Origin of the sequence: Devosia sp. Root413D1, from assembly GCF_001425235.1 — a bacterium.
Classification (GTDB): domain Bacteria; phylum Pseudomonadota; class Alphaproteobacteria; order Rhizobiales; family Devosiaceae; genus Devosia_A.
On sequence record NZ_LMEA01000001.1, the window covers coordinates 237,718 to 255,657 of the forward strand.

General features: G+C 67.4%; 20 protein-coding genes. 11 read left to right on the forward strand and 9 right to left on the reverse strand.

The genetic code is table 11. The features are described 5' to 3' along the window. Nucleotides 1-139: 139 nt before the first annotated feature. The 3 genes from ASC89_RS01145 to ASC89_RS01155 are packed head-to-tail and all read left to right on the forward strand — an operon-like array spanning nucleotide 140 to nucleotide 2,152. On the forward strand, nucleotides 140-925 hold the full coding sequence (locus tag ASC89_RS01145; RefSeq protein ID WP_055993986.1) for a hypothetical protein: 786 nt from the start codon (nucleotides 140-142) through the stop codon (nucleotides 923-925). Continuing rightward, on the forward strand, nucleotides 912-1,535 hold the full coding sequence (locus ASC89_RS01150) for a hypothetical protein (protein ID WP_055875004.1): 624 nt from the start codon (nucleotides 912-914) through the stop codon (nucleotides 1,533-1,535). Before ASC89_RS01145 ends, ASC89_RS01150 begins: the two co-directional genes overlap by 14 nt. Then, complete coding sequence (locus ASC89_RS01155; protein ID WP_055993988.1) at nucleotides 1,532-2,152, forward strand: hypothetical protein; 621 nt, start codon at nucleotides 1,532-1,534, stop codon at nucleotides 2,150-2,152. Before ASC89_RS01150 ends, ASC89_RS01155 begins: the two co-directional genes overlap by 4 nt. 232 nt (nucleotides 2,153-2,384) lie before the next feature. Here ASC89_RS01155 and ASC89_RS01160 read toward each other — a convergent pair whose 3' ends face one another. Together ASC89_RS01160 and ASC89_RS01165 are read right to left on the reverse strand one after the other, a co-directional pair. Next, nucleotides 2,385-2,711: a hypothetical protein gene (locus ASC89_RS01160; protein ID WP_055874998.1), complete on the reverse strand. Its 327-nt coding sequence runs from the start codon at nucleotides 2,709-2,711 to the stop codon at nucleotides 2,385-2,387. 74 nt (nucleotides 2,712-2,785) lie between these two features. Then, a complete protein-coding gene (locus tag ASC89_RS01165) occupies nucleotides 2,786-4,150 on the reverse strand; it encodes an FAD-containing oxidoreductase (RefSeq protein ID WP_055874995.1) in 1,365 nt (454 codons plus the stop codon). 219 nt (nucleotides 4,151-4,369) lie between these two features. On the opposite strand from ASC89_RS01165, the gene ASC89_RS01170 reads away from it, so the two are divergent. Beyond that, nucleotides 4,370-4,723, forward strand: coding sequence for a DUF2934 domain-containing protein (locus ASC89_RS01170; RefSeq protein ID WP_055874992.1), 354 nt, complete (start codon nucleotides 4,370-4,372; stop codon nucleotides 4,721-4,723). A gap of 189 nt (nucleotides 4,724-4,912) precedes the next feature. On the opposite strand, the gene ASC89_RS01175 is transcribed toward ASC89_RS01170, so the two are convergent. Both ASC89_RS01175 and ASC89_RS01180 read right to left on the reverse strand, forming a co-directional pair. Then, complete coding sequence (locus tag ASC89_RS01175) at nucleotides 4,913-5,263, reverse strand: RidA family protein (protein WP_055874989.1); 351 nt, start codon at nucleotides 5,261-5,263, stop codon at nucleotides 4,913-4,915. 86 nt (nucleotides 5,264-5,349) lie between these two features. After that, nucleotides 5,350-6,168, reverse strand: coding sequence for an alpha/beta fold hydrolase (locus ASC89_RS01180; RefSeq protein WP_055874986.1), 819 nt, complete (start codon nucleotides 6,166-6,168; stop codon nucleotides 5,350-5,352). 118 nt (nucleotides 6,169-6,286) lie between these two features. Between ASC89_RS01180 and ASC89_RS01185 the strand changes: the two genes are divergently transcribed. Together ASC89_RS01185 and ASC89_RS01190 are read left to right on the forward strand one after the other, a co-directional pair. After that, a complete protein-coding gene (locus tag ASC89_RS01185) occupies nucleotides 6,287-7,426 on the forward strand; it encodes a PAS domain-containing protein (RefSeq protein WP_055993992.1) in 1,140 nt (379 codons plus the stop codon). 76 nt (nucleotides 7,427-7,502) lie between these two features. Further along, nucleotides 7,503-8,075, forward strand: a complete 573-nt coding sequence (locus tag ASC89_RS01190; protein WP_156384452.1) for a hypothetical protein — start codon at nucleotides 7,503-7,505, stop codon at nucleotides 8,073-8,075. 18 nt (nucleotides 8,076-8,093) lie between these two features. Here the strand turns inward: ASC89_RS01190 and ASC89_RS01195 are convergent, their stop codons facing one another. Further along, complete coding sequence (locus ASC89_RS01195; RefSeq protein ID WP_055874976.1) at nucleotides 8,094-9,548, reverse strand: MFS transporter; 1,455 nt, start codon at nucleotides 9,546-9,548, stop codon at nucleotides 8,094-8,096. A gap of 148 nt (nucleotides 9,549-9,696) precedes the next feature. Here ASC89_RS01195 and ASC89_RS01200 point away from each other — a divergent pair, with 148 nt between their 5' ends. Further along, nucleotides 9,697-10,263: a TetR/AcrR family transcriptional regulator gene (locus tag ASC89_RS01200; protein ID WP_055874973.1), complete on the forward strand. Its 567-nt coding sequence runs from the start codon at nucleotides 9,697-9,699 to the stop codon at nucleotides 10,261-10,263. Here the strand turns inward: ASC89_RS01200 and ASC89_RS01205 are convergent. Next, nucleotides 10,260-11,123, reverse strand: coding sequence for a sigma-70 family RNA polymerase sigma factor (locus ASC89_RS01205; protein ID WP_055993996.1), 864 nt, complete (start codon nucleotides 11,121-11,123; stop codon nucleotides 10,260-10,262). The two genes, ASC89_RS01200 and ASC89_RS01205, sit on opposite strands and share 4 nt — an antisense overlap. Before the next feature lie 110 nt (nucleotides 11,124-11,233). On the opposite strand from ASC89_RS01205, the gene ASC89_RS01210 reads away from it, so the two are divergent. Next, on the forward strand, nucleotides 11,234-11,701 hold the full coding sequence (locus tag ASC89_RS01210) for a carboxymuconolactone decarboxylase family protein (RefSeq protein WP_055993998.1): 468 nt from the start codon (nucleotides 11,234-11,236) through the stop codon (nucleotides 11,699-11,701). A 165-nt stretch (nucleotides 11,702-11,866) separates the two neighbouring features. Next, nucleotides 11,867-12,334 carry a carboxymuconolactone decarboxylase family protein gene (locus ASC89_RS01215; RefSeq protein WP_055874967.1) on the forward strand — a complete coding sequence of 156 codons (468 nt, stop codon included), beginning with the start codon at nucleotides 11,867-11,869 and terminating at the stop codon, nucleotides 12,332-12,334. 559 nt (nucleotides 12,335-12,893) lie between these two features. Here ASC89_RS01215 and ASC89_RS01220 read toward each other — a convergent pair. Both ASC89_RS01220 and ASC89_RS01225 read right to left on the reverse strand, forming a co-directional pair. Continuing rightward, complete coding sequence (locus tag ASC89_RS01220) at nucleotides 12,894-13,925, reverse strand: MerR family transcriptional regulator (RefSeq protein ID WP_055874965.1); 1,032 nt, start codon at nucleotides 13,923-13,925, stop codon at nucleotides 12,894-12,896. 71 nt (nucleotides 13,926-13,996) lie between these two features. Beyond that, the gene (locus ASC89_RS01225; RefSeq protein ID WP_055994000.1) at nucleotides 13,997-14,680 is read right to left on the reverse strand and encodes a type 1 glutamine amidotransferase domain-containing protein; all 684 of its coding nucleotides are present in this window, start codon (nucleotides 14,678-14,680) and stop codon (nucleotides 13,997-13,999) included. A 91-nt stretch (nucleotides 14,681-14,771) separates the two neighbouring features. Between ASC89_RS01225 and ASC89_RS01230 the strand changes: the two genes are divergently transcribed. Further along, the gene (locus ASC89_RS01230) at nucleotides 14,772-15,677 is read left to right on the forward strand and encodes a LysR family transcriptional regulator (RefSeq protein ID WP_055994002.1); all 906 of its coding nucleotides are present in this window, start codon (nucleotides 14,772-14,774) and stop codon (nucleotides 15,675-15,677) included. On the opposite strand, the gene ASC89_RS01235 is transcribed toward ASC89_RS01230, so the two are convergent. Continuing rightward, complete coding sequence (locus tag ASC89_RS01235) at nucleotides 15,674-16,444, reverse strand: DUF4239 domain-containing protein (RefSeq protein WP_055874956.1); 771 nt, start codon at nucleotides 16,442-16,444, stop codon at nucleotides 15,674-15,676. The two genes, ASC89_RS01230 and ASC89_RS01235, sit on opposite strands and share 4 nt — an antisense overlap. Nucleotides 16,445-16,587: 143 nt before the next feature. Here ASC89_RS01235 and ASC89_RS01240 point away from each other — a divergent pair, with 143 nt between their 5' ends. Further along, complete coding sequence (locus tag ASC89_RS01240) at nucleotides 16,588-17,922, forward strand: MFS transporter (protein ID WP_055994004.1); 1,335 nt, start codon at nucleotides 16,588-16,590, stop codon at nucleotides 17,920-17,922. Nucleotides 17,923-17,940: the final 18 nt, after the last annotated feature.

Genomic DNA, 17,940 nt, shown 5'->3' on the forward strand with positions numbered 1-17,940 from the left:
GGCTTCAGCGTCGTTGGCATTTCCAATGCGATGCATAGGCAGAGGCGATTGGCCGGCCATGCTAGCGGTGGCAGCAACCTGAAGCATCGCGCTCCCCGTCCCGAACGAGGCGAGCCGACCGGGTGTGGAGGAACGGGTCTTGGACGACGTAAAGGCGGCGGTCATCGGACCGCCCATCGAGAGGCGTGACTACAACCCGGTGCTGCGCTGGCTGATTGTCAACGTGCTGGTGGCGATTGGCCTCGTGACGCTGTGGCAGCTCGGCTTCCTCGGCTCGGTGCTCGCCTCCGACCACACCCGCATTTCGCTGCTGATCTTCGCCATCTTCCTCATCACCAGCCTCCATTGCCTGGTGCAGGCGATCGACATCAGCCGCGAGCTGATCGCCGCCCGCCGGGCCCGCGCCGTGATCGAAGCCGAGGGCGCCTCGGGCTTCCGCCTCGCCGGCAACAACGTCCTGACCGGCGCCGGCACCCTGCTCGAGCCGGGCGTCCTCACCACCCATGTCGGCAACCTGGTGAAAAAGGCCGAGATCCGCGGCAAGGGCCAGCTCGACCAGACGCTGCTGCTGCGCTCGGTCGCCGATAAACTGCGGGCCCGGGAAAAGCTCGGGCTGTTCGTCTCCGAAGGGTTGCTGCGCCTGGCGCTGCTCGGCACCGCCATCGGCTTCATCCTGATGCTGATCCCGATCGCCGGCCTCACCTCGTTCGAGGCCGACACGCTGCGCGGCGCACTCAGTGGGATGACCGGCGGCATGGCCGTGGCGCTCAACGTCACCGTCGCCGGTATCGCCACCGCGCTGATCCTGAAGTTCCAGTATTTCCAGCTCGATGCCGCCATCGGCGAGCTGTTCTCCGGGATCGCCGAAGTCTCCGAGATCTATGTCGTCCCGGCGATCGAGCGGAGCCACGATGGACGGGCCTAGCCTCTTCACCGGCGCCGAGGGCGACGACGGCACCTTCGTCCCGTTCACCGACATCCTGTTCAACGTGCTGCTCGGCTTCACCATGATGGTGTTCGTCGCCTTCGCGCTGATCCGGCCGGATGCCAAATCGGGCATCATCGACACCAATGCCGAGTTCATCATCACCACCACCTGGCCCGATGATAACGACGACGACATCGACACCTATGTCGAGGACCCGACCGGCAACGTCGTCTGGTACCACTCGATGCAGAAGGGTTTCGTCACTCTCGATCGCGACGATCGCGGCAATTATCTCGACGAAGTCACCGTCAATGGCGTCACCCACCACATCGCGCTGAACCAGGAGACGGTGACCATCCGCGGCATCCTGCCGGGCGATTACACCATCAACGTCTACCACTTCACCAACCCCAGCGCTGCCGCGGTGCCGGTGACGGTGAAGGTCGAAAAGATCAATCCCAAGCTGTCGGTGGTCTACTACGACACGCTGGTCCTCGATCACAAAGGCGACGAGAAGACCGTGGTGCGCTTCAGCCTCGACAAGGACGGCACCGTCAGCGGCATCAACACCGTGCCGGTCTCACTGATCCAGGCGGTCCGCAAATGAGCCCGCTGGTCATTGCCGGTGCAGTCGCGCTGTTCCTCGTCCTGGCACTGCTGCTCCTGAGCCTCAACCTCACCTCGCTGTGGAAATGGTGGATCAAGGCCGGCGCCATCGTCGTGACGCTCGCGGGGGTGATCGTGCTCTACTTCACCATGACCGGGCTCGTCGGCTGGGCCAGCTCGGACGACCTGCCCAAGCGCTTCGGCCTCCTCGCCACCCGCATCGTCGAGCCCGACAAGCTCGGCAACCTGCCCGGCGCCATCTACCTCTGGGTCGAGGAAGTCGACGACCGCCAGATCGTCATCGGCCCGCCCCGCGCTTTTGAGGTGCCCTACAAGGTGGAAATCGCCACCGAGGTCGCCTCCGCGCAGCAGCAGATCGAAGGCGGTGGCAAGGTGCTCGGCCAGTTCGCCGCCACGGGTAATGCCGAGGCCAATGCGGCCCAGACCGCCCAGCAGCAGGGCCAGGGCGCCATCAACACCGACGGCAACGCCAACCGCCAGGCCAGCGGCGGCGGCGAAGGCGCCGAAACCATCGGCGACCCCGGCGCCCTCAGCTTCTCCGAAATGCCCCCGGTCGACCTCCCAGACAAGGCCGCTGTAATTCAGATGGGGCAATGAGACTGCTCCCCCACCCGCGTGGCGGGAGGCGACTGACCGCCGGCAGACGGCCCCCTCCCATCCTCCCCCATGAAGGGGGAGGTGCCCCGCCGGTGTGTTTTGCATGATCGAAGACAGAGCCTCGACTCTTCACCTCCCCCTTCATGGGGGAGGCCGGGAGGGGCCGTCTCTATCAGTCGGGCCTAAGCGCCGACCCGGAGTTGCTGGCTGGGCAGTGGAGCCGCAGCGTGGCCTACTTGCTCAGCGCATCCGCCGCATAGCTCAGCGCGTGCTCGACCGCCCGGATTTCCACCACCAGCGGCGCCACTTTGGGGTCCGACTCCCACGCTGAAAACCCGCGCTGCTTGGCGAGTTCGGTGAGATCGGTGGCCCGCTGCCCGACGATCCCCGCCGCCGTTCGCGCTTCGCCCAGCGCGTCGGCCCGCACCGAGTCCGGCGTCTGCGGGTTGTTGGCGAGGCTCTGCAGCCGCTTGGCGTTGATTTTCCACTGCCGCGCGAACTCTTCCGCCCGCTTGAGGCGGAACGAGATCACCGTATCGCTGAGTGCTGCCTCTCCCATGCCCCCACCATTGATTCGGGTCGTTGAAGAGTCAATTTGGCGCGCCGATTTTGATCGCCAGATGGCAGCCGTCACTAAAGCAGTGGCTTGAGGTCCGCCAGCAGCGTCGGCACCAGCTCGCTCACCGTCGGATGGACGTGCATAGTGCGGATGATGGTGTCGACATCGACGCCGGCCGCCATCGCCTCGAGCAGCGACTGCATTACCTCGTCGCCCTCGATCCCGAGCAGCGCCACGCCGAGGATCTGCCGCGTCTCGGCATCGGCGAACACCTTCATGAACCCCAGGTTCTCCGCCCGTTCATTGGCCCGGCTCACCCGGGTCATCGGCCGCACCGCCACCAGCGCCTTCTTGCCCGAGGCCCGGACCTCGGCCTCGCTCATCCCGGCCCGTCCGAGCGGCGGATCGATATAGAGTGCGTAAGCCGGCACCCGCTCGCTCACCTTGCGGTCGGCGCCATCGAGCAGGTTCTGCGAGACGATCTCGAAGTCGTTGTACGAGGTATGGGTGAAGGCGCCGCGCCCGTTCACATCGCCCAGCGCATAAATATGCGGCTGGTTGGTGCGGAGCTTGTCGTCGACCGCGATATAGCCGTCATCGTCAAGCGCCACACCCGCCTTTTCCAGTTGGAGATCCTCGACATTGGGTACTCGGCCCAGCGCCAGCAGCAGGTGGCTGCCTTCCACCGCCTCGCTGCCGCGGCGGTAGCTGACCGCCACCCCGTCGCCGCGCCGCTCCGCCGCCATGCAGCTGGCACCGGTGATCACCCGGATCCCCTCGGCTTCGAGAATATCGCGGATGGTCGCCGAGACGTCCTCGTCCTCTTTGGCGGTGAGCCGCGAACTGCGGGCCAGCACCGTCACCTCGGCCCCGAACCGCCGATACATCTGGGCGAACTCCAGCGCGATATAGGAGCCGCCGGCAACCAGCAGGTGCTTTGGCAGCGTGTCGAGCTCGAGGATCGAGCTGTTGGTGAGATAGGGCACATCAGCCGCCCAATCAGGCACGACCGGCCGCGCCCCGGTATTGAGGAAGAACTGCTTGCCCGTGAGCACTTCGCCGTTCACCTCGACCGCGTCAGGCGAAACGAACGCCGCAGAACCGCGAAACACTTCCAGCCCCTCGGTCGCGCCCATCCAGTCGTCGAGCCCCTGGCGCGAGGCGAGCACCACCTTGTCCTTGCGCGCTTTCACCGCCGCCATATCGACGCTCACCGGCCCGGTCACCACGCCGAAATCCCTCGCCCGCCGGGCCAGCCACGCCACCCGCGCGCTCGCCACCAGCGTCTTGGTCGGCTGGCAGCCGTCATTGACGCAGGTGCCGCCCATATGCCGCCGCTCGATCAGCGCCACCTGCTGCCCGGCGCCGGCCAGTCGCGCCGCAAGGAACGGCCCCGCCTGCCCACCCCCAATGACGATGGCGTCGAACGATCGGCTCATGGCTGAACTCCGCAAATTTCAGGCCGGACCTTAGCCGCCCGCTCGCGATCTCGGAAGCGGCCCAGCTGGGCCACGTATTGGCAAGTGCGGCGCCAATGTCGTTCATAGCTCACTTGCATCGAGGCCCCTTCGCCTCGTCATGTGTCGCTGCTAGGCTCATCTGGTCTGCATTAGGGTTGGCGCGCCATCCCGGTCGCGCCCCTGGCTCGGGGAATGACAATGCCCGCCAAATCGAAACCAGCCGACTCCGCCGCGATGGTCAGCGAAGACGCCGTCCGCCAGCGCGCCTATTACCTGTGGGAAGCCGACGGGCGCCCCGACGGCAAGCACGACCACTACTGGACGCTGGCCCACCAGGAGGCCACCAAGGCCTTCGCCGAAGCGACCGCCAACGGTGTCGCCAAGGCCGGCAAGGGCAAAAGCCCCGGCGCCATCCCGGCCGCGGTGAAATCGAAACCGCCGAAAGAGGCCAAGCCGGTGAAGGTGAAAGCGGCGAAAGCCGCCGAGGCCAAACCCGCCAAGAAGGCTGCCACCAAGCCGCGCGCCGCGGTGCCTGCCAAGAAGGCGAAGTAGTTTCAGTCGTCTCCCTCCCCCTTGTGGGGAGGGATCAAGGGTGGGGGTGGCCGCACGCTCCGCGCGTGGAATTCCCCCACCAGCTACGCAACGGACTTGGCCGCGCCAAGTCCTGCTTCGCTACCCCGCGGCGAGGGCGGCCCGCCCTCGTCCGGCTCCCCACAAGGGGGAGGGACAAGGCCGCAGCACTCAGTCCTTCGCCGCCACGGCGATGATCTCGACCTTCAGCGACGGGTGCGCCAGGCGCGCTTCGATGGCGGCGCGGGCCGGCGGGTTGGCCGGGTCGATCCAGGCGTCATAGACGGTGTTCATCGCGGCGAAGTCGCCGATATTGTTGAGGATCACCTGGCAGAACAGCACCTTGGACTTGCTGCTGCCGGCTTCGGCCAGGAGCTTATCGATCGCCGCCAGCACTTCGCCGGTCTGCTTCTCGATCGAACCGTTATAGTCGGTCGCCACCTGCCCGGCGAGATAGACGGTGTTGCCGTGGACCACGGCCTGGCTCATGCGCTTGCCGGGCTGGTAACGGGTGATGCTCATCGGATGCTCCTCAAATGAAATACGGAGCCTCTGTAGCGGCTCCGCCATCAGGGAGAAAGCAGAACTTCCGCCCTATTGCGCCCGCCTCAACCGGCGCAGTCGCGAACGAATGCCGCCAACAGATCGTTGAACGCGCCGGGGTGGCTGGCCTGCGGCATGTGTCCTGCGCCGGCGATGCGGAACGCCCGGCCGCGCCACAGCCGGCGATAGGGCGCCGCCTCGACGAACTCCAGGTTGACGGCGCTGTCATCGCCGCCGTTCACCACCGCAATCGGCACGGCAGCGCTCCGCACCAGCTCGCGCTGATCGGCCGCCTGCTCCCCCAGCAGCGCCCCCACCACGGTGGTGCGGCTGCGCCCATCGGCGCGCCGGATCGCCCCGCGCAACCCTTCGGCGAGTTCGGGGCTGTCGATCGCATGGGCCGCAATGAACCTCTCGACGTCAGCCTCACCAAACTCCGCCTTGCCCGACAGTTCGATGGCGGGGCCGGGTAGCCACGCCCCGGTCAGGCTTGCCGTGTCCTTGGCAAAGGGTGGAGCGCCAACCAGCATCAGGCCGCGAGCATCAGGGAGTTGCGCCGCCAGCTCCAGCGCAATGTGACCACCCAGCGAGGTGCCGACCACCACGACCGGTCCGATCCCCATGGCCGCCACCAGTTCGGCCAGGTACTGGGCATGCCCGCCAAGCGTGTAGTCGCGTCCCGGCTCGCTGGCGTCTTCCGATCCACCGTGTCCGATCAGATCCGGCACCACTACGCGATAGTGTGGTGACAGCGCCTCGACCTGTCGCGAGAACACCTCCTTGTGCCCCGAATTTCCGTGCAGCAACAGCACCGCGGGCGCACCCGAACCCGCATCGATAGTCTCCACGACGCCGGCCCGTGTCTTGACCCGTGCAACATTCATGCATCAACTCCGCAGAATCTGTTCGCTCGCAGCAGCTGGATTTGAATACTGCACTTGACCGCCAAATCAAATGGTCGATTGTCAGCAAAGACAGTCACCAGAGGGACAGGATATCCCGTTGCTCGACATTGCCGAAGAAAGTTATGGCGTTCTGGTTCGCCGTGTCTATTCCGCCGGCCTCGATCGCGCCAGATGGTCGGAGTTTCTCGCCGATCTTTCGACCCTGATCGGTCGATCATGGATCGCCTTGCATGGGCACGACACGGCCCGCAACGTCAATCTTGGCTTCCTGACCCACAATTACAGCCCCGATCATCACTCGTCGTATCTGCAGCATTTCGCCGCTCGCAACCCATGGAACGCACAGGCGGCACGCGTCCCGGTCGGGGCGGTGATCCATTCGCAGATCCTCCTGGAGCCGGGCGTGCTGAAGCGCACCGAGTTCTACAATGACTGGATCCGGCCGCAGGACGACATCGGCACCGGCGCCGGCGTTACGCTGTTCCGCGATCGCGAACGCTTCCTGCGCCTCTCATGCAATGTCCGCTTCCGCGATCTCGAGAGCCTGGAGGCCCGGTTGCTCGGCCTGCTCGAAGCCATCGGCCCGCACGTCCAGGCCTCATTCCAGCTGTCGCGCCGCCTCGCCGGCGCCCGCGTCGGCCAGCATTATCAGGATGCCCTGCAACTGGTGCCGGAGGCGGCCCTGCTCCTCGATCCCACCGGTCGCATCACCTTTGCCAACGCCGCGGCAGAGCGGCTGCTGGAGGGCACCAGGGCCATCGCAACCGCCGATGGTCGCATCACCCTGCCCGACCAGTCGGCGCAACAAGCACTCGAGGCCGCGCTGGCCGCCATCACCCACGGAACAACCAGCCCCGGCGCGCCGATCACCATCCGAACCGATACCGCGCCGCTCGTCGCCGAACTCTTCCCGTTCGTTTCCGGCGAGGCGCCGGTCAAGCCGCCTTTGCTTGTTCTGCTCGAAGGCCTGCCGACGGCGATCCTGATGCTGCGCCGCTCCACCTCGCCGCTGGGGGACGCACTGGAAAGCGCCGCGGAGCGCTATGGCTGGTCTCCAGCGGAGACGGCGCTCTGCCGGCACCTGCTCGAGGGCGGCTCGGTGCGCAGCTTCTCCGAGCGGCGCGGTGTCAGCTTTCACACTGCCCGCAACCAGATGCGCGGCGTGCTCGAGAAGGCCGGCGTACAGCGGCAATCGGCGCTGGTCGCCTTAGTGGCAAGCCTCGCCCCGCGCCACTGAAGTAGCGCATCTGCGTCATGCGGACCGCCGCCCCTTCTGCTGCTATGGCGCGGTCCACTTCGGGCACGACGAAACCATGCAACCCCTGCCGGCCCTCGTTCTCTCCCTTCTTACGGCGCTGTCGATCCCCATGGGAGCCGCGCTCCCCGCGCAACTCTCGATCATCGATGTCGACAGGCCCGAGGGCCGGCAGTCCTACCTGGAGCTCTCCGGCGACATCGCGGTCGGCGACTGGTGGAAGTTCGTCAAACTGCTCAAGCAGCACCCGTCGACGACGGGCGTGTGGCTGCGCTCCGCCGGCGGCTCGGCCGACGATGGCCTCGCCATCGCCAAGCACGTCTATGAGCACCGCCTCGACACCATGATCACCGACGCCTGCCACTCGGTCTGCGCCATCATTTTCCTCGCCGGCAGCGAGCGCTACCTCACCGTCGATGCGCGTCTCACCGTGCACAGCGCCGATAAGCAGCTCGCCGACTGGGTCGTCGAGGATCACCTCGCCAACGGTACCGTCGCCTGGTTCATCGGCCACATGGGCTATCCACTGCCGATCGCCAAACTCTGGGTCTCGACCGCCAGCGACGAGATGGCCCCGATCACCCTCGAAATGAACGACAAGCTGAAGCTCGGCTTCACCGTCATCAAGTAGCGCCGGGGCCTCGCCGCCTTATTCCGCCGGCGCCAGCACGGCAGTCGCCTGCTGCCGCTGCGCCCCGGGGATCAGCAGCGACACCACCATGGCGAGCGCCGCGACGCCGGCGAACAGCAGGAAGCCGGTAACGAACCCGGCCTCCTCCGGCACGCCATCGGCCGTATGGTGCGCCGTCACCACGGCCGTCATCACCGCCGTGCCGATCGCCCCGCCAATAGTGCGGATATTGGCGTTCATGCCGATCGCCGTACCGGTCTGGCTGGCCGGCACGTTCTGCACGATCACGCTGGTCAGCGCCGCATAGGCGAGCCCCAGCCCGATGCCGTAGACGCCACTGATCACCGCCACCTCCCAGATGCTGGCATGCAGCATTGCCAGCGCCACGCAGGAGAGCGCGATCACCGCCGAGGCGCCGGCGAGCTGCAGCTTGAACGGCACCACCCGGGCCAGCCGGCCGCTGAACACGCCGGCGACCGCCATCGAAACCAGCATCGGCAGCATCACCCAGCCGGCCTCGCTCACCGTCGCACCAAAGCCGTAGCCGGCCGAACTCGGCACCTGGATCAGCTGCGGCAGGAACACCCATACCGCGAACATCGCCGCGCCGAATAAGAGCGCCACGAGGTTGCTGGTCCACACTGCCGGCAGCCGCATCATCTTCATGTCGATCACCGGGTTGGACGAGCGTACCTCGACCGTCACCCAGGCCGCCGCCAGCACCACTGCCAGTGCGAACAACCCGATCACCGCCGGCGAACCCCATCCCCAGCGTGTCCCAAGGCTCAAAGGCAGCAGCAGTGCGATCAGCCAGGCGGCGAGCAGCGCGGCCGCCAACCAGTTGATCGTGCCGCCGGCCTTGACCGGCGATTCGGGCACGAAGAACTGCGCCAGCGTCGCCGTTATCGCCACCACGGCAAGCGGCACCCAGAACAGCCCGTGCCAGCCGAACAGGTCGACGATCGGCCCGGCGAGAATGGTGCCCACGCCGCTCCCCACCGCGATCACCGCCGAGAGGATCCCCACTGCCGAAGGCACCCGCGCCGGTGGAAACTCGTCGCGGATAATGCCGAACGACAGCGGCACGATGGCGCCACCCAGCCCCTGCACGATGCGTCCGGCGATCACCAACTCGATGCTGGGCGCCAGCGCCGCGATCAGGCTGCCGAGCCCGATGGCGGCCAGCGCCAGCACCAGCGTCTTTGCCTTGCCGATCATGTCGCCGACCTTGCCGAGGATCGGCGTCGCCACCGCCGCCGACAGCAGCCAGGCGATCAGCACCCAGGAAACGGCGCTCTGGCTGGTATTGAGTTCGCTCTGCAGCGTCGGCAGCACCGGCGCCAGCAGCGATTGCAGCATTGCGAACGATGCGGCGCCGACCGCCAGCACCAGGAAGGTGAGGCTCGGCGACGCGGATTTGGGTGACGCAGATCTGCTTGTGGCAGATCTGCTTGTGGATTGGACGTTGGACATAATGATCCTGTCTCGCAAAACGGCAGTTCCGGCTTGGATTGTCCGTTGCGATTGGCTATGTACTGGAGGAAGCCTCCATATAAGTGGAGGGTTCCTCCGTTTAGCGGAATCAGTTTGTGCTGGCAATAGCCCGCCGAAAGAAAGTGCTATGACGACAACCCTCGCGGAACTGGTGCAGCGGCGTCCGAGCCGCGCCGATGCCCGGCGCAACTATGACAGCCTGATCGCCGCGGCGCGTCAGAGCTTTGCCGAAATGGGCACCGAGGCGCCGCTCGAGGAGATCGCGCGTCGCGCCGATGTCGGCATCGCCACGCTCTACCGCAACTTCCCCACCCGCGAGGCGCTGGTCGAAAGCGTCTACCTCGAGGAAGTACAGGCGGTGTGCAATGCCGCCGGCGAAGTCGATCACCTCGAGCCCTGGGAGGCGCTGCTCGCCTGGCTCCGCCGCTTCGTCACCTATGTCGGCACCAAGCGCGTGCTGGTCGAGGGGCTCAACCGCGACAGCAACACTTTTAAGGCCTGCCGCCTCGGGCTCTACGAGGCCGGCGCGCCGCTGCTCAGCCGCGCCCAGGCCGCCGGGCTGGTTCGCCCCGATGTCGCCATCGACGATGTCGTCCGGCTGGTTGCCGGCATTGCCGGCATCGGCTCCACCACCGAAGAGCAGCGCGACCGCATCCTCGGCATCGCCCTCGATGGCCTGAAGCGGGCTGCCTAAGCCGGCACGACCGCGAGCCCGGCCAGCCGGTCGGTATCGGCCAGCACCTCGATCTCGGTCACCCGCTCGCCGCTGACGGTGAAGCGCAGCACGCGGAACGGCGCGCCATCGCGCAGCACCACCACGGCCATCGCGCCATTGACCAGCGCCAGCTGCGCCTCCGGCATGAAGCCGGTGAGCGCGCGGCGCGCCACCACCTCGGCGCCCCGCGCCACCAGCGCCACCCCTGCCGGTACCGCACTGGCATCGGCGCGCAGCACCACCTCGGGGTCGAGCACCGCCAGCAGGGCCGCGAGATCGCCGCTCCGCGAGGCCCTCAGATACGCCTCCACTACCGTGCGATGCCGCTCCCGGCTCGGCTCGATAGTGTCGCTGCCGCCCTTCACCCGTCGCCGCGCCCGGCTGGCCAGCTGCCGCGCCGCATCGGTGGAGCGCCCGACGATCGGCGCAATCTCCTCGAACGGCAGGTCGAACATGTCATGCAGCACGAACGCCACCCGCTCCGGCGGCGGCAGCGTCTCCAGCACCACCAGCAGCGCCACCCCCAGCGAGTCGGCCATCTCAAGCGTACGCTCCGGGTCGTCCGCATCGGCCAGCGCCTCAGCCGCCGGCTGCTCCAGCGGCTCCTCGCGCCGCGCTTTGCGCGCCCGCAGCATGTCGAGGCACACCCGCGCCACCACCGTGGTCAACCAGCCCGAGAGATTGCCGACTGTGCCGGTATCCGACCGGCTGAGCCGCAGCCAGGCTTCCTGCACCGCATCCTCGGCTTCCGTCATCGAGCCGAGCATCCGGTAGGCCACTCGCTTCAGGTGCCTGCGATCCGTCTCGAATCGGCTGGCCAGAATTTTCTCGTCGTCCATCGTCACATTCCCTGATCGCGCTCCGTCATAGCACTGACGAACGACGTCGGCCCGGTGTGACAGCCCGGGCCGGAAATCCTCCGTCAGCACGAAAACCGGAGCACAACAAAATGCAATCGCGTATGACCAACCCCGCCTTCGCCGTCCCCGGCGCCATGTCGGCGCTGCAGGCCATCAGCCAGGCCGCCCAGGCCAACCCTGCCGTCTCGCACCAGTTGCACGCCCTCGTTTACCTGCGCGCCAGCCAGATCAACGGCTGCAGCGTCTGCGTCGATATGCACGCGGCCGACCTGAAAAAGCTCGGCGATACCGACCGCCGCATCATCGCCGTCTCGGCCTGGCGTGAAACCTCGTGGTTCACCGCCCCTGAGCGCGCCGCACTGGCCCTGACCGAAGCCGTCACCCGGCTCAGCGACCGCGCCGATCCGGTGCCCGACGCCATCTGGGACGAAGCCCGCGCCCATTTCGACGACGCGGCTTTGGCCTCGCTCGTCCTCTCGATCGGCATGATCAACATCTGGAACCGCCTCAACGCCGCCACCCGCCAGATCGCCGGCGCCTGGAAAGCCGCTGCCTAGCCAGGCAGCCCTCTTTCTTCACCTCCCCCATTGTGGGGGACTTCGAGCCGTCCCGTAGGGCAAATCGCTCCGGTGGAGCGATTTGAGGTGAGAAGGCCATGAGAGCTACGCTCGAATGGCGAGGGAGGGGCCGTCCGCTTCAGTCATCACCCAAGGAAACCCGAAATGCCCCGCATCGCCCACCCCGCCTTCGCCGTTCCCGGCGCCATGGACAGCCTCGTCGCCCTCAGCAAGGCCAGCAAAGCCGTCCCCGGCCTGCCGCTGGCCCTGCTCGAGCTGATGCATCTGCGCGCCAGCCAGATCAACGGCGACGGCAACAACGTCAACCTCCACCCGCGCCTCGCCCGTGCCGCCGGCGAGACCTCGGAGGATCGCATCATCTCGGTTGCCTCATGGCGCAACACGCCGTGGTTCAGCGAACCCGAGCGGGCCGCCCTGGCGCTGACCGAGGCCGTCACCCGCCTCGACGACCGCGCCGATCCGGTGCCCGACGAGGTCTGGAACGAAGCCCGCCGCCACTATGACGAGCCGGTGCTGGCCGCCATGGTGCTGTCACTCGGCCTCGTCAACCTCTGGAACCGGCTCCACGTCGCCACTGGCCAGGTGGCCGAGCCGGTGAAGCCGGCTGCCTGAACCGCGCCACTCGGCAGTCCTACAGACGGCGCCCCAAACTCGGTGTCATCCCTGCGAAAGCAGGGACCCAAACCCCCGGCGAGGGCTCTGCCCTCGTCCGACATCGCAGCGCAAGTGGGTAGATGGGTCCCTGAGCTTTCGCTGGGATGACAGCCGGTGGATGGGGCACGACCATAACTTAGCGCATACAGGCTGGCGCCCAGGCCAGGCTGTATCTGGCCCGTGATGATCGTTGCGCCCGGCCCCACTTCGCCGTTTGCTGTTGTGCCCTACATCCGGAAATCCGGCGGCAGCCCGATATCGCTTAGCACCCGGGACGACAGCGGGGCGACTCCGCTGCGGCGGTACGGTCGGAGCGTGCGCCGAAGCAGCGCGTCGGCGCGACGCCGCGCGATGAACCAGCGCAACACGCTGAGGAGCCCGCCTTTCTCCTCACCAGGATCGGCGGCCGGCGCGCGGCCCGGGTCTCCGACCAGGCTCGTCTCTAGGACCGGAAATGTCCCGCCCCCCCGATGAGGCCCCCGGAGATAACGGCGTGACCGTCCCATCCTGCCGCATCTCACGCCACCTGCGGCCGCGTGGCGATGATGCCTTCGGTGCGCGCCCGCACTTCGGGCGTCGCAAGGCATGTCGCCACCGCCTCATAGCCGGTCGCCCCGGGATAGGGCGCCACCAGCGTCGGCGGGCTGTGGTTCGCCGGGCAGAGGATGATCGCCTCGTCCGGTCCCACCGCCGCGAGATCGAGGACGGCGTTTGACCGCGTCATCGCAAACACCGGTCGCGCCCCCGGCCCGCGATGTCTCAAATGCGCGACCACCGCCTCCTGCGACGACTGTTCGAGCCCCTGCTCGAGCATGTCGATCACCAGCACCGTCGGCCACGCGGCCTCGAGCCCGGCGACCAGCGCCGTCAGCGCGTCGGACGCCGATGCGCCATCCTCGATCAGCCAGCCGAGCGTCCGCTCGACCCGCTCGCGCAGCGCTGCATCGGCGTCCATCCGCGCCTCCGCCGCCACGCCATCCACCAGCCGGTCGAGACCCAGGAACAGCGCACCCGGCAGTGCTTCGGTGAGCTTCTGCGCCAGCCGCGTCTTGCCGCTGCCCAGCGGTCCGATGATGTAGCTGAGCGGCTTGATCTGCCGCAGTTCGAACGTCTCGCCGCCCCACGGCCACGGCAGTTCGAACGACAGGCTGATCGGCGCCTCGGCCCCGAGCAACTCCGCCAGCGCGCCCGTCCCCGGCACCTCGCCACGCGACAGACTCTCGCGCAGTTGCCGCACCCGGTCGAGCATTCCCGCCAACTGCTGCAGCCGCCCCTCCAGCACGCCCTGATGCGCCGCGAGCGACGCCTCGAGCCCGCGCGGATCGCCCGCCAGCACCCGCTGCACCTGCGCGAGGCTCAGTCCCAGCGCCCGCATCGCCACGATCTCGCCGGCCCGAGCCATTTGCTCGGGCCCGTATGTTCGCCATCCCGCCGCCGTGCGCACCGGCACGATCAGCCCGCGCTGCTCATAGAGCCGCAGCGCCTTGGCGGAAACGCCGAGCCGGCTCGCGGCATCGGATGCGTTCAGAAACTCAGTCGAGGAACCCATGAATCACCCCGTCATTGCTTGACCGCATCCCTTATCGGGGCGGCCCCATGGGCCGAGTCAACAGGGCATGCTCATCCCAGCGCTTCCAGCACCAGCCTGGCCACCAGCGCCGTCGAGGCCGGGTTCTGCCCGGTCACCAGCCGCCCGTCGGCCACTGCGAAGGGCTGGAAATCGGCGCCCTTCTCGTAGCGCCCGCCAAGTTGCTTGAGCCGGCTCTCGAGCAGGAACGGCACCGTCTTGTCGAGCCCGGCCGCCACTTCCTCGCTGTCAGTGAACCCCGCGACGCGCTTGCCTTGAACCAGCGGCGCACCTGAGGGATCGGTGACCGCCACCAGCCCCGCCGGCCCGTGGCACACCGCCGACACCACCTTGCCCGCGGCATAGGCGGCGCTCAGCCCCGTTGCCAGCGCCGCGCTGCCCGGCAGGTCCCACACCGTACCGTGCCCGCCCGGCAGGAACACCGCGTCGTAGCTCGCGACATCGACCGCATCGATCGCCGGGGTCACTGCCACCGCGCGCTGCGCCTCGGGATCGGCGAGGAAGCGCTGCACACTCTGAGGCAACTCGCCGCCTAGGCTCGACGGATCGACCGGCACCTTGCCGCCTTTGATCGAGGCAATGGTCACCTCGGCCCCCGCATCGCGGAACGCATAATAGGGCGTCGCCAGTTCTTCGAGCCACACGCCGGTCGGCTTGCCGGTGCTGCCGATACGGTCGTGCGAGGTGGTGACGATCAGGATGGAACGATTGGGCATCTGAGCCTCCGCTGTTTCAACTGCCAGCTATCTGGGGCTCCATCCGTGCATTGGGAAATTGCATGTTCTTGCCTGAGTGATAAGATTTTTTATGAGTTACCTCGATCACCTGCGCAGCTTCGTGGCTGTCCACCGGCTGGCCTCGGTCACGGCAGCCGCCCGCAGCCTCGGGCTGACCCAGCCGGCGGTCAGCGGCCATCTCAAGGCACTTGAAGCCCGGCTCGGCCGTCCGCTGTTCGAGCGCGCCGGCCGCGGCATCGTGCCGACCGCCAGTGCCGATGCGCTGGCCGCCCGCATCGGCAACCACATCGATGCGCTGGAGACAGTGCTTGATGGCGTCGCCACCCGCGGCAGCGAGCTCACCGGCACCGTCACCATCGGCGGCCCGGCCGAGTTCATGACCGAGCGCGGCCTCCCCGCCCTCGCCCCGCTCGCCAGCCGGCACATCGCCGTGCACGCCCGCTTCGGCCTCGCCCGCGACCTTATCGGCCAGCTCGAGCGCGGTGATTTCGAGCTGGTGGTGGCGGCACAGCGCATCCCCCGCCCCGCCATCGCCTACCAGCAGCTCTTCACCGAACGTTTCCTGCTGGTCGGCGCGCCATCCTTCGGCGACCTGATCCCGGCCACTGCATCGGCCGAAACCATTGCTGCCACCCTGGAAGTCGCGCCCTGGGTCGCCTACGCGGCCGACCTGCCGATGATCCGCCGCTTCTTCCGGGCTGGCCTCGAGCGCGACCTCGCGCCGCCGGAAACCTCGATCGCCCCCGACCTCCGCGCCGTCCGCGCCATGGTCGCGGCAGGTGCCGGCATCAGCGTGCTGCCCGATTATCTGTGCGCCCGCGCCATCGCCATGGGCGAACTCGTCGAGCTGTGGCGTCCCGCCGTCCCGGTCACCAATACCGTCTGGCTCGCGACCGGCAAATCGGGCCGGCACCCGCGCGTCTCGCTGGCCATCGACCTGTTGCGCCAGGCCGCCACCAGCTGGGGCGACGCCTAGCTCTCCGCCAGGAGCTTTGCCGCCAGCGTCTGCAACGGCCCCGGTTGCAGCTCGGCCGGCGGGCTGTAGGGGTTGGAGAAGCCGAAGATCAGGAACAGGATGGCGCCGGTATAGGCGCTGAACAGCCCCAGCAGCACCAGGTTGTGCCGCTCCGGGGTGTAGATGTAGTGCCCGAAGGCGATCAGCACGACGCCGGACAGCGCCGCGATCCAGAAGAAATGCGCCACCGAGGTGATCGCCTCGCTCTGCCGCATGTCGCGCGAGGCGGAGATCGCGTGCAGACTCGCCAGCATGTGGTCGCGCAGGCTGACCTGCCGCGGCGTCTGCGGTATCAGGTCGAGCACCCGGTCGTAGGCCGTCGACCAGATCGCCCAGGCCGCGTCGCTGAGCCCGTTCCCGGCCCCGAGCTGCTCCCACTCGGTGTCGATCACTGCCCGCAGGTACCCGCGCATGTCCTGCTGCAACGGCCCGAGCAGCGTGGCGTCGTAGCGCGCCGCATCGTTGAACACGTCGGCGATGGCGCTCGCCTCGGCCGCGGTCTGGGTTTCGAGCCGCTGGTACGAGGTCATTTCCTGGGCGAACACCAGCGCGATGATCAGCCCGTGCAGCGCGGCGATGCGCGTCACCATCGCCCCGGCCATTTCCTTGTGCCGCTCATACGGCCCGCGCCCGGCGAACCAGCGGGCCAGCATGTAGCTGCCCAGCGACAGCGTGACCGTAGCGATCACGAAAAGCAGCCCGAACGCTATGTCGGTTACGATCCCCACCGGCCGCCCACCCTCGTCGCTGCACCCAGTTCTTCTGCTAGCAAACTTGCGCACGCCCGTCCAAGCAACCACCTCCATCCGACGGCGGTTTCCGTTCGGCGCCGATATGCGTTACCCATTCGCCCCCAACCTCGGATTCCCCCATGAGTCCCTTCCACCAGATCCTCGGCAACACCCTCGTTGCCAACGTCACCAACTTCACCGTCTGGTTCGCGCTCACCTTCTGGGTCTATCTCGAGACCCATTCGGTGTTCGCGACGGGCATGATCGCCGGCGTCTATCTGGTGTTCACCGCCGCCTTCGGCATCTGGTTCGGCTCGATCGTCGATCACAACTCAAAGAAGCTGGCGATGCTCGGCTCGAGCGTCGTCTCCGCCGTCTTCTATGCCCTGGCGCTGGCGGTGCTGCTGCTCTCGCCACCGGAGAGTTTCACCAACCCCTACAATGCCTTCCTCTGGATCTTCGTCTTCCTCGTCATGCTCGGCGTCATCGCCGGCAATATCCGCTCGATCGCGCTGCCCACCCTCGTCACCGTGCTGATCCCCGAGGATCGCCGCGACAAGGCCAACGGCCTCGTCGGCATGGTCAGCGGCATCGGCTTTCTCACCACCTCGGTGATCTCAGGCTTCCTCGTCGCCTGGGGCGGCATGCTGGCGGTGATGGTACTGGCGCTGCTGACGACCGCCCTGGCCTTTGCCCACCTCAGTTTCGTGCAGATCGACGAGGGCCGGGCCGCGCCTGACCCGGAAACCCCGGCCGAGCCTAAGCGCGTCGATCTCAAGGGCACCATCAAGGTGGTCGGCGCCGTCCCGGGCCTGTTCGCGTTGATCCTGTTTGCGGCGCTCAACAACTTCCTCGGCGGCATCTTCATGGCGCTGCTCGATGCCTACGGCCTGTCGCTGGTCTCGGTGGAAGTCTGGGGCCTGTTGTTCGGCGTGCTCTCCACCGCCTTCATCATCTCGGGTCTCGTTATCGCCAAGACCGGGCTGGGCAAGAAGCCGCTCCGCACCCTCTTGCTGGTCAACCTGATCACCTGGGCGGTGTGCTGCATCTTCACCATCCAGTCCTCGATCTGGCTGCTGGCTGCTGGCATGTTCGTCTGGATGCTGCTCGGCCCCTATGCCGAGGCCGCCGAACACACCACGCTGCAGAAGGTGGTGCCGCCGGAGCGGCAGGGCCGCGTCTTCGGCTTCGCCCAGTCGGTCGAGCAGTCCGCCTCGCCGCTTACCGCCTTCCTCATCGGCCCGCTCGCCGAGTTCGTCTTCATCCCGTTCATGACCGCCGGGCTGGGCGCCGAGCTGATCGGCAGCTGGTTCGGCACCGGTCCGGCCCGCGGTATCGCCCTGGTCTTTACCCTCGCCGGCCTGTTCGGCGTGGCGATCACCATCATCGCCTTCCGCTCAAAGTACTATCGCCAGCTTTCCGCCGCCTATGCCCGCCCCAGCGAGGGCCAACCCGAACCCGCGCCAGCCCAGTAGCCCGGCGTCCCCACCACA

Excerpts from the sequence above, each read along its gene's own strand:
- ASC89_RS01180 (WP_055874986.1), bottom strand. The coding sequence starts at position 6,168 with ATGAATGTTGCACGGGTCAAGACACGGGCCGGCGTCGTGGAGACTATC.
- ASC89_RS01210 (WP_055993998.1), top strand. The coding sequence starts at position 11,234 with ATGCAATCGCGTATGACCAACCCCGCCTTCGCCGTCCCCGGCGCCATG.
- ASC89_RS01170 (WP_055874992.1), top strand. The coding sequence starts at position 4,370 with ATGCCCGCCAAATCGAAACCAGCCGACTCCGCCGCGATGGTCAGCGAA.
- ASC89_RS01215 (WP_055874967.1), top strand. The coding sequence starts at position 11,867 with ATGCCCCGCATCGCCCACCCCGCCTTCGCCGTTCCCGGCGCCATGGAC.
- ASC89_RS01175 (WP_055874989.1), bottom strand. The coding sequence starts at position 5,263 with ATGAGCATCACCCGTTACCAGCCCGGCAAGCGCATGAGCCAGGCCGTG.
- ASC89_RS01240 (WP_055994004.1), top strand. The coding sequence starts at position 16,588 with ATGAGTCCCTTCCACCAGATCCTCGGCAACACCCTCGTTGCCAACGTC.
- ASC89_RS01205 (WP_055993996.1), bottom strand. The coding sequence starts at position 11,123 with ATGGACGACGAGAAAATTCTGGCCAGCCGATTCGAGACGGATCGCAGG.
- ASC89_RS01190 (WP_156384452.1), top strand. The coding sequence starts at position 7,503 with ATGCAACCCCTGCCGGCCCTCGTTCTCTCCCTTCTTACGGCGCTGTCG.
- ASC89_RS01155 (WP_055993988.1), top strand. The coding sequence starts at position 1,532 with ATGAGCCCGCTGGTCATTGCCGGTGCAGTCGCGCTGTTCCTCGTCCTG.
- ASC89_RS01230 (WP_055994002.1), top strand. The coding sequence starts at position 14,772 with ATGAGTTACCTCGATCACCTGCGCAGCTTCGTGGCTGTCCACCGGCTG.
- ASC89_RS01165 (WP_055874995.1), bottom strand. The coding sequence starts at position 4,150 with ATGAGCCGATCGTTCGACGCCATCGTCATTGGGGGTGGGCAGGCGGGG.
- ASC89_RS01220 (WP_055874965.1), bottom strand. The coding sequence starts at position 13,925 with ATGGGTTCCTCGACTGAGTTTCTGAACGCATCCGATGCCGCGAGCCGG.
- ASC89_RS01195 (WP_055874976.1), bottom strand. The coding sequence starts at position 9,548 with ATGTCCAACGTCCAATCCACAAGCAGATCTGCCACAAGCAGATCTGCG.
- ASC89_RS01150 (WP_055875004.1), top strand. The coding sequence starts at position 912 with ATGGACGGGCCTAGCCTCTTCACCGGCGCCGAGGGCGACGACGGCACC.
- ASC89_RS01160 (WP_055874998.1), bottom strand. The coding sequence starts at position 2,711 with ATGGGAGAGGCAGCACTCAGCGATACGGTGATCTCGTTCCGCCTCAAG.
- ASC89_RS01225 (WP_055994000.1), bottom strand. The coding sequence starts at position 14,680 with ATGCCCAATCGTTCCATCCTGATCGTCACCACCTCGCACGACCGTATC.
- ASC89_RS01200 (WP_055874973.1), top strand. The coding sequence starts at position 9,697 with ATGACGACAACCCTCGCGGAACTGGTGCAGCGGCGTCCGAGCCGCGCC.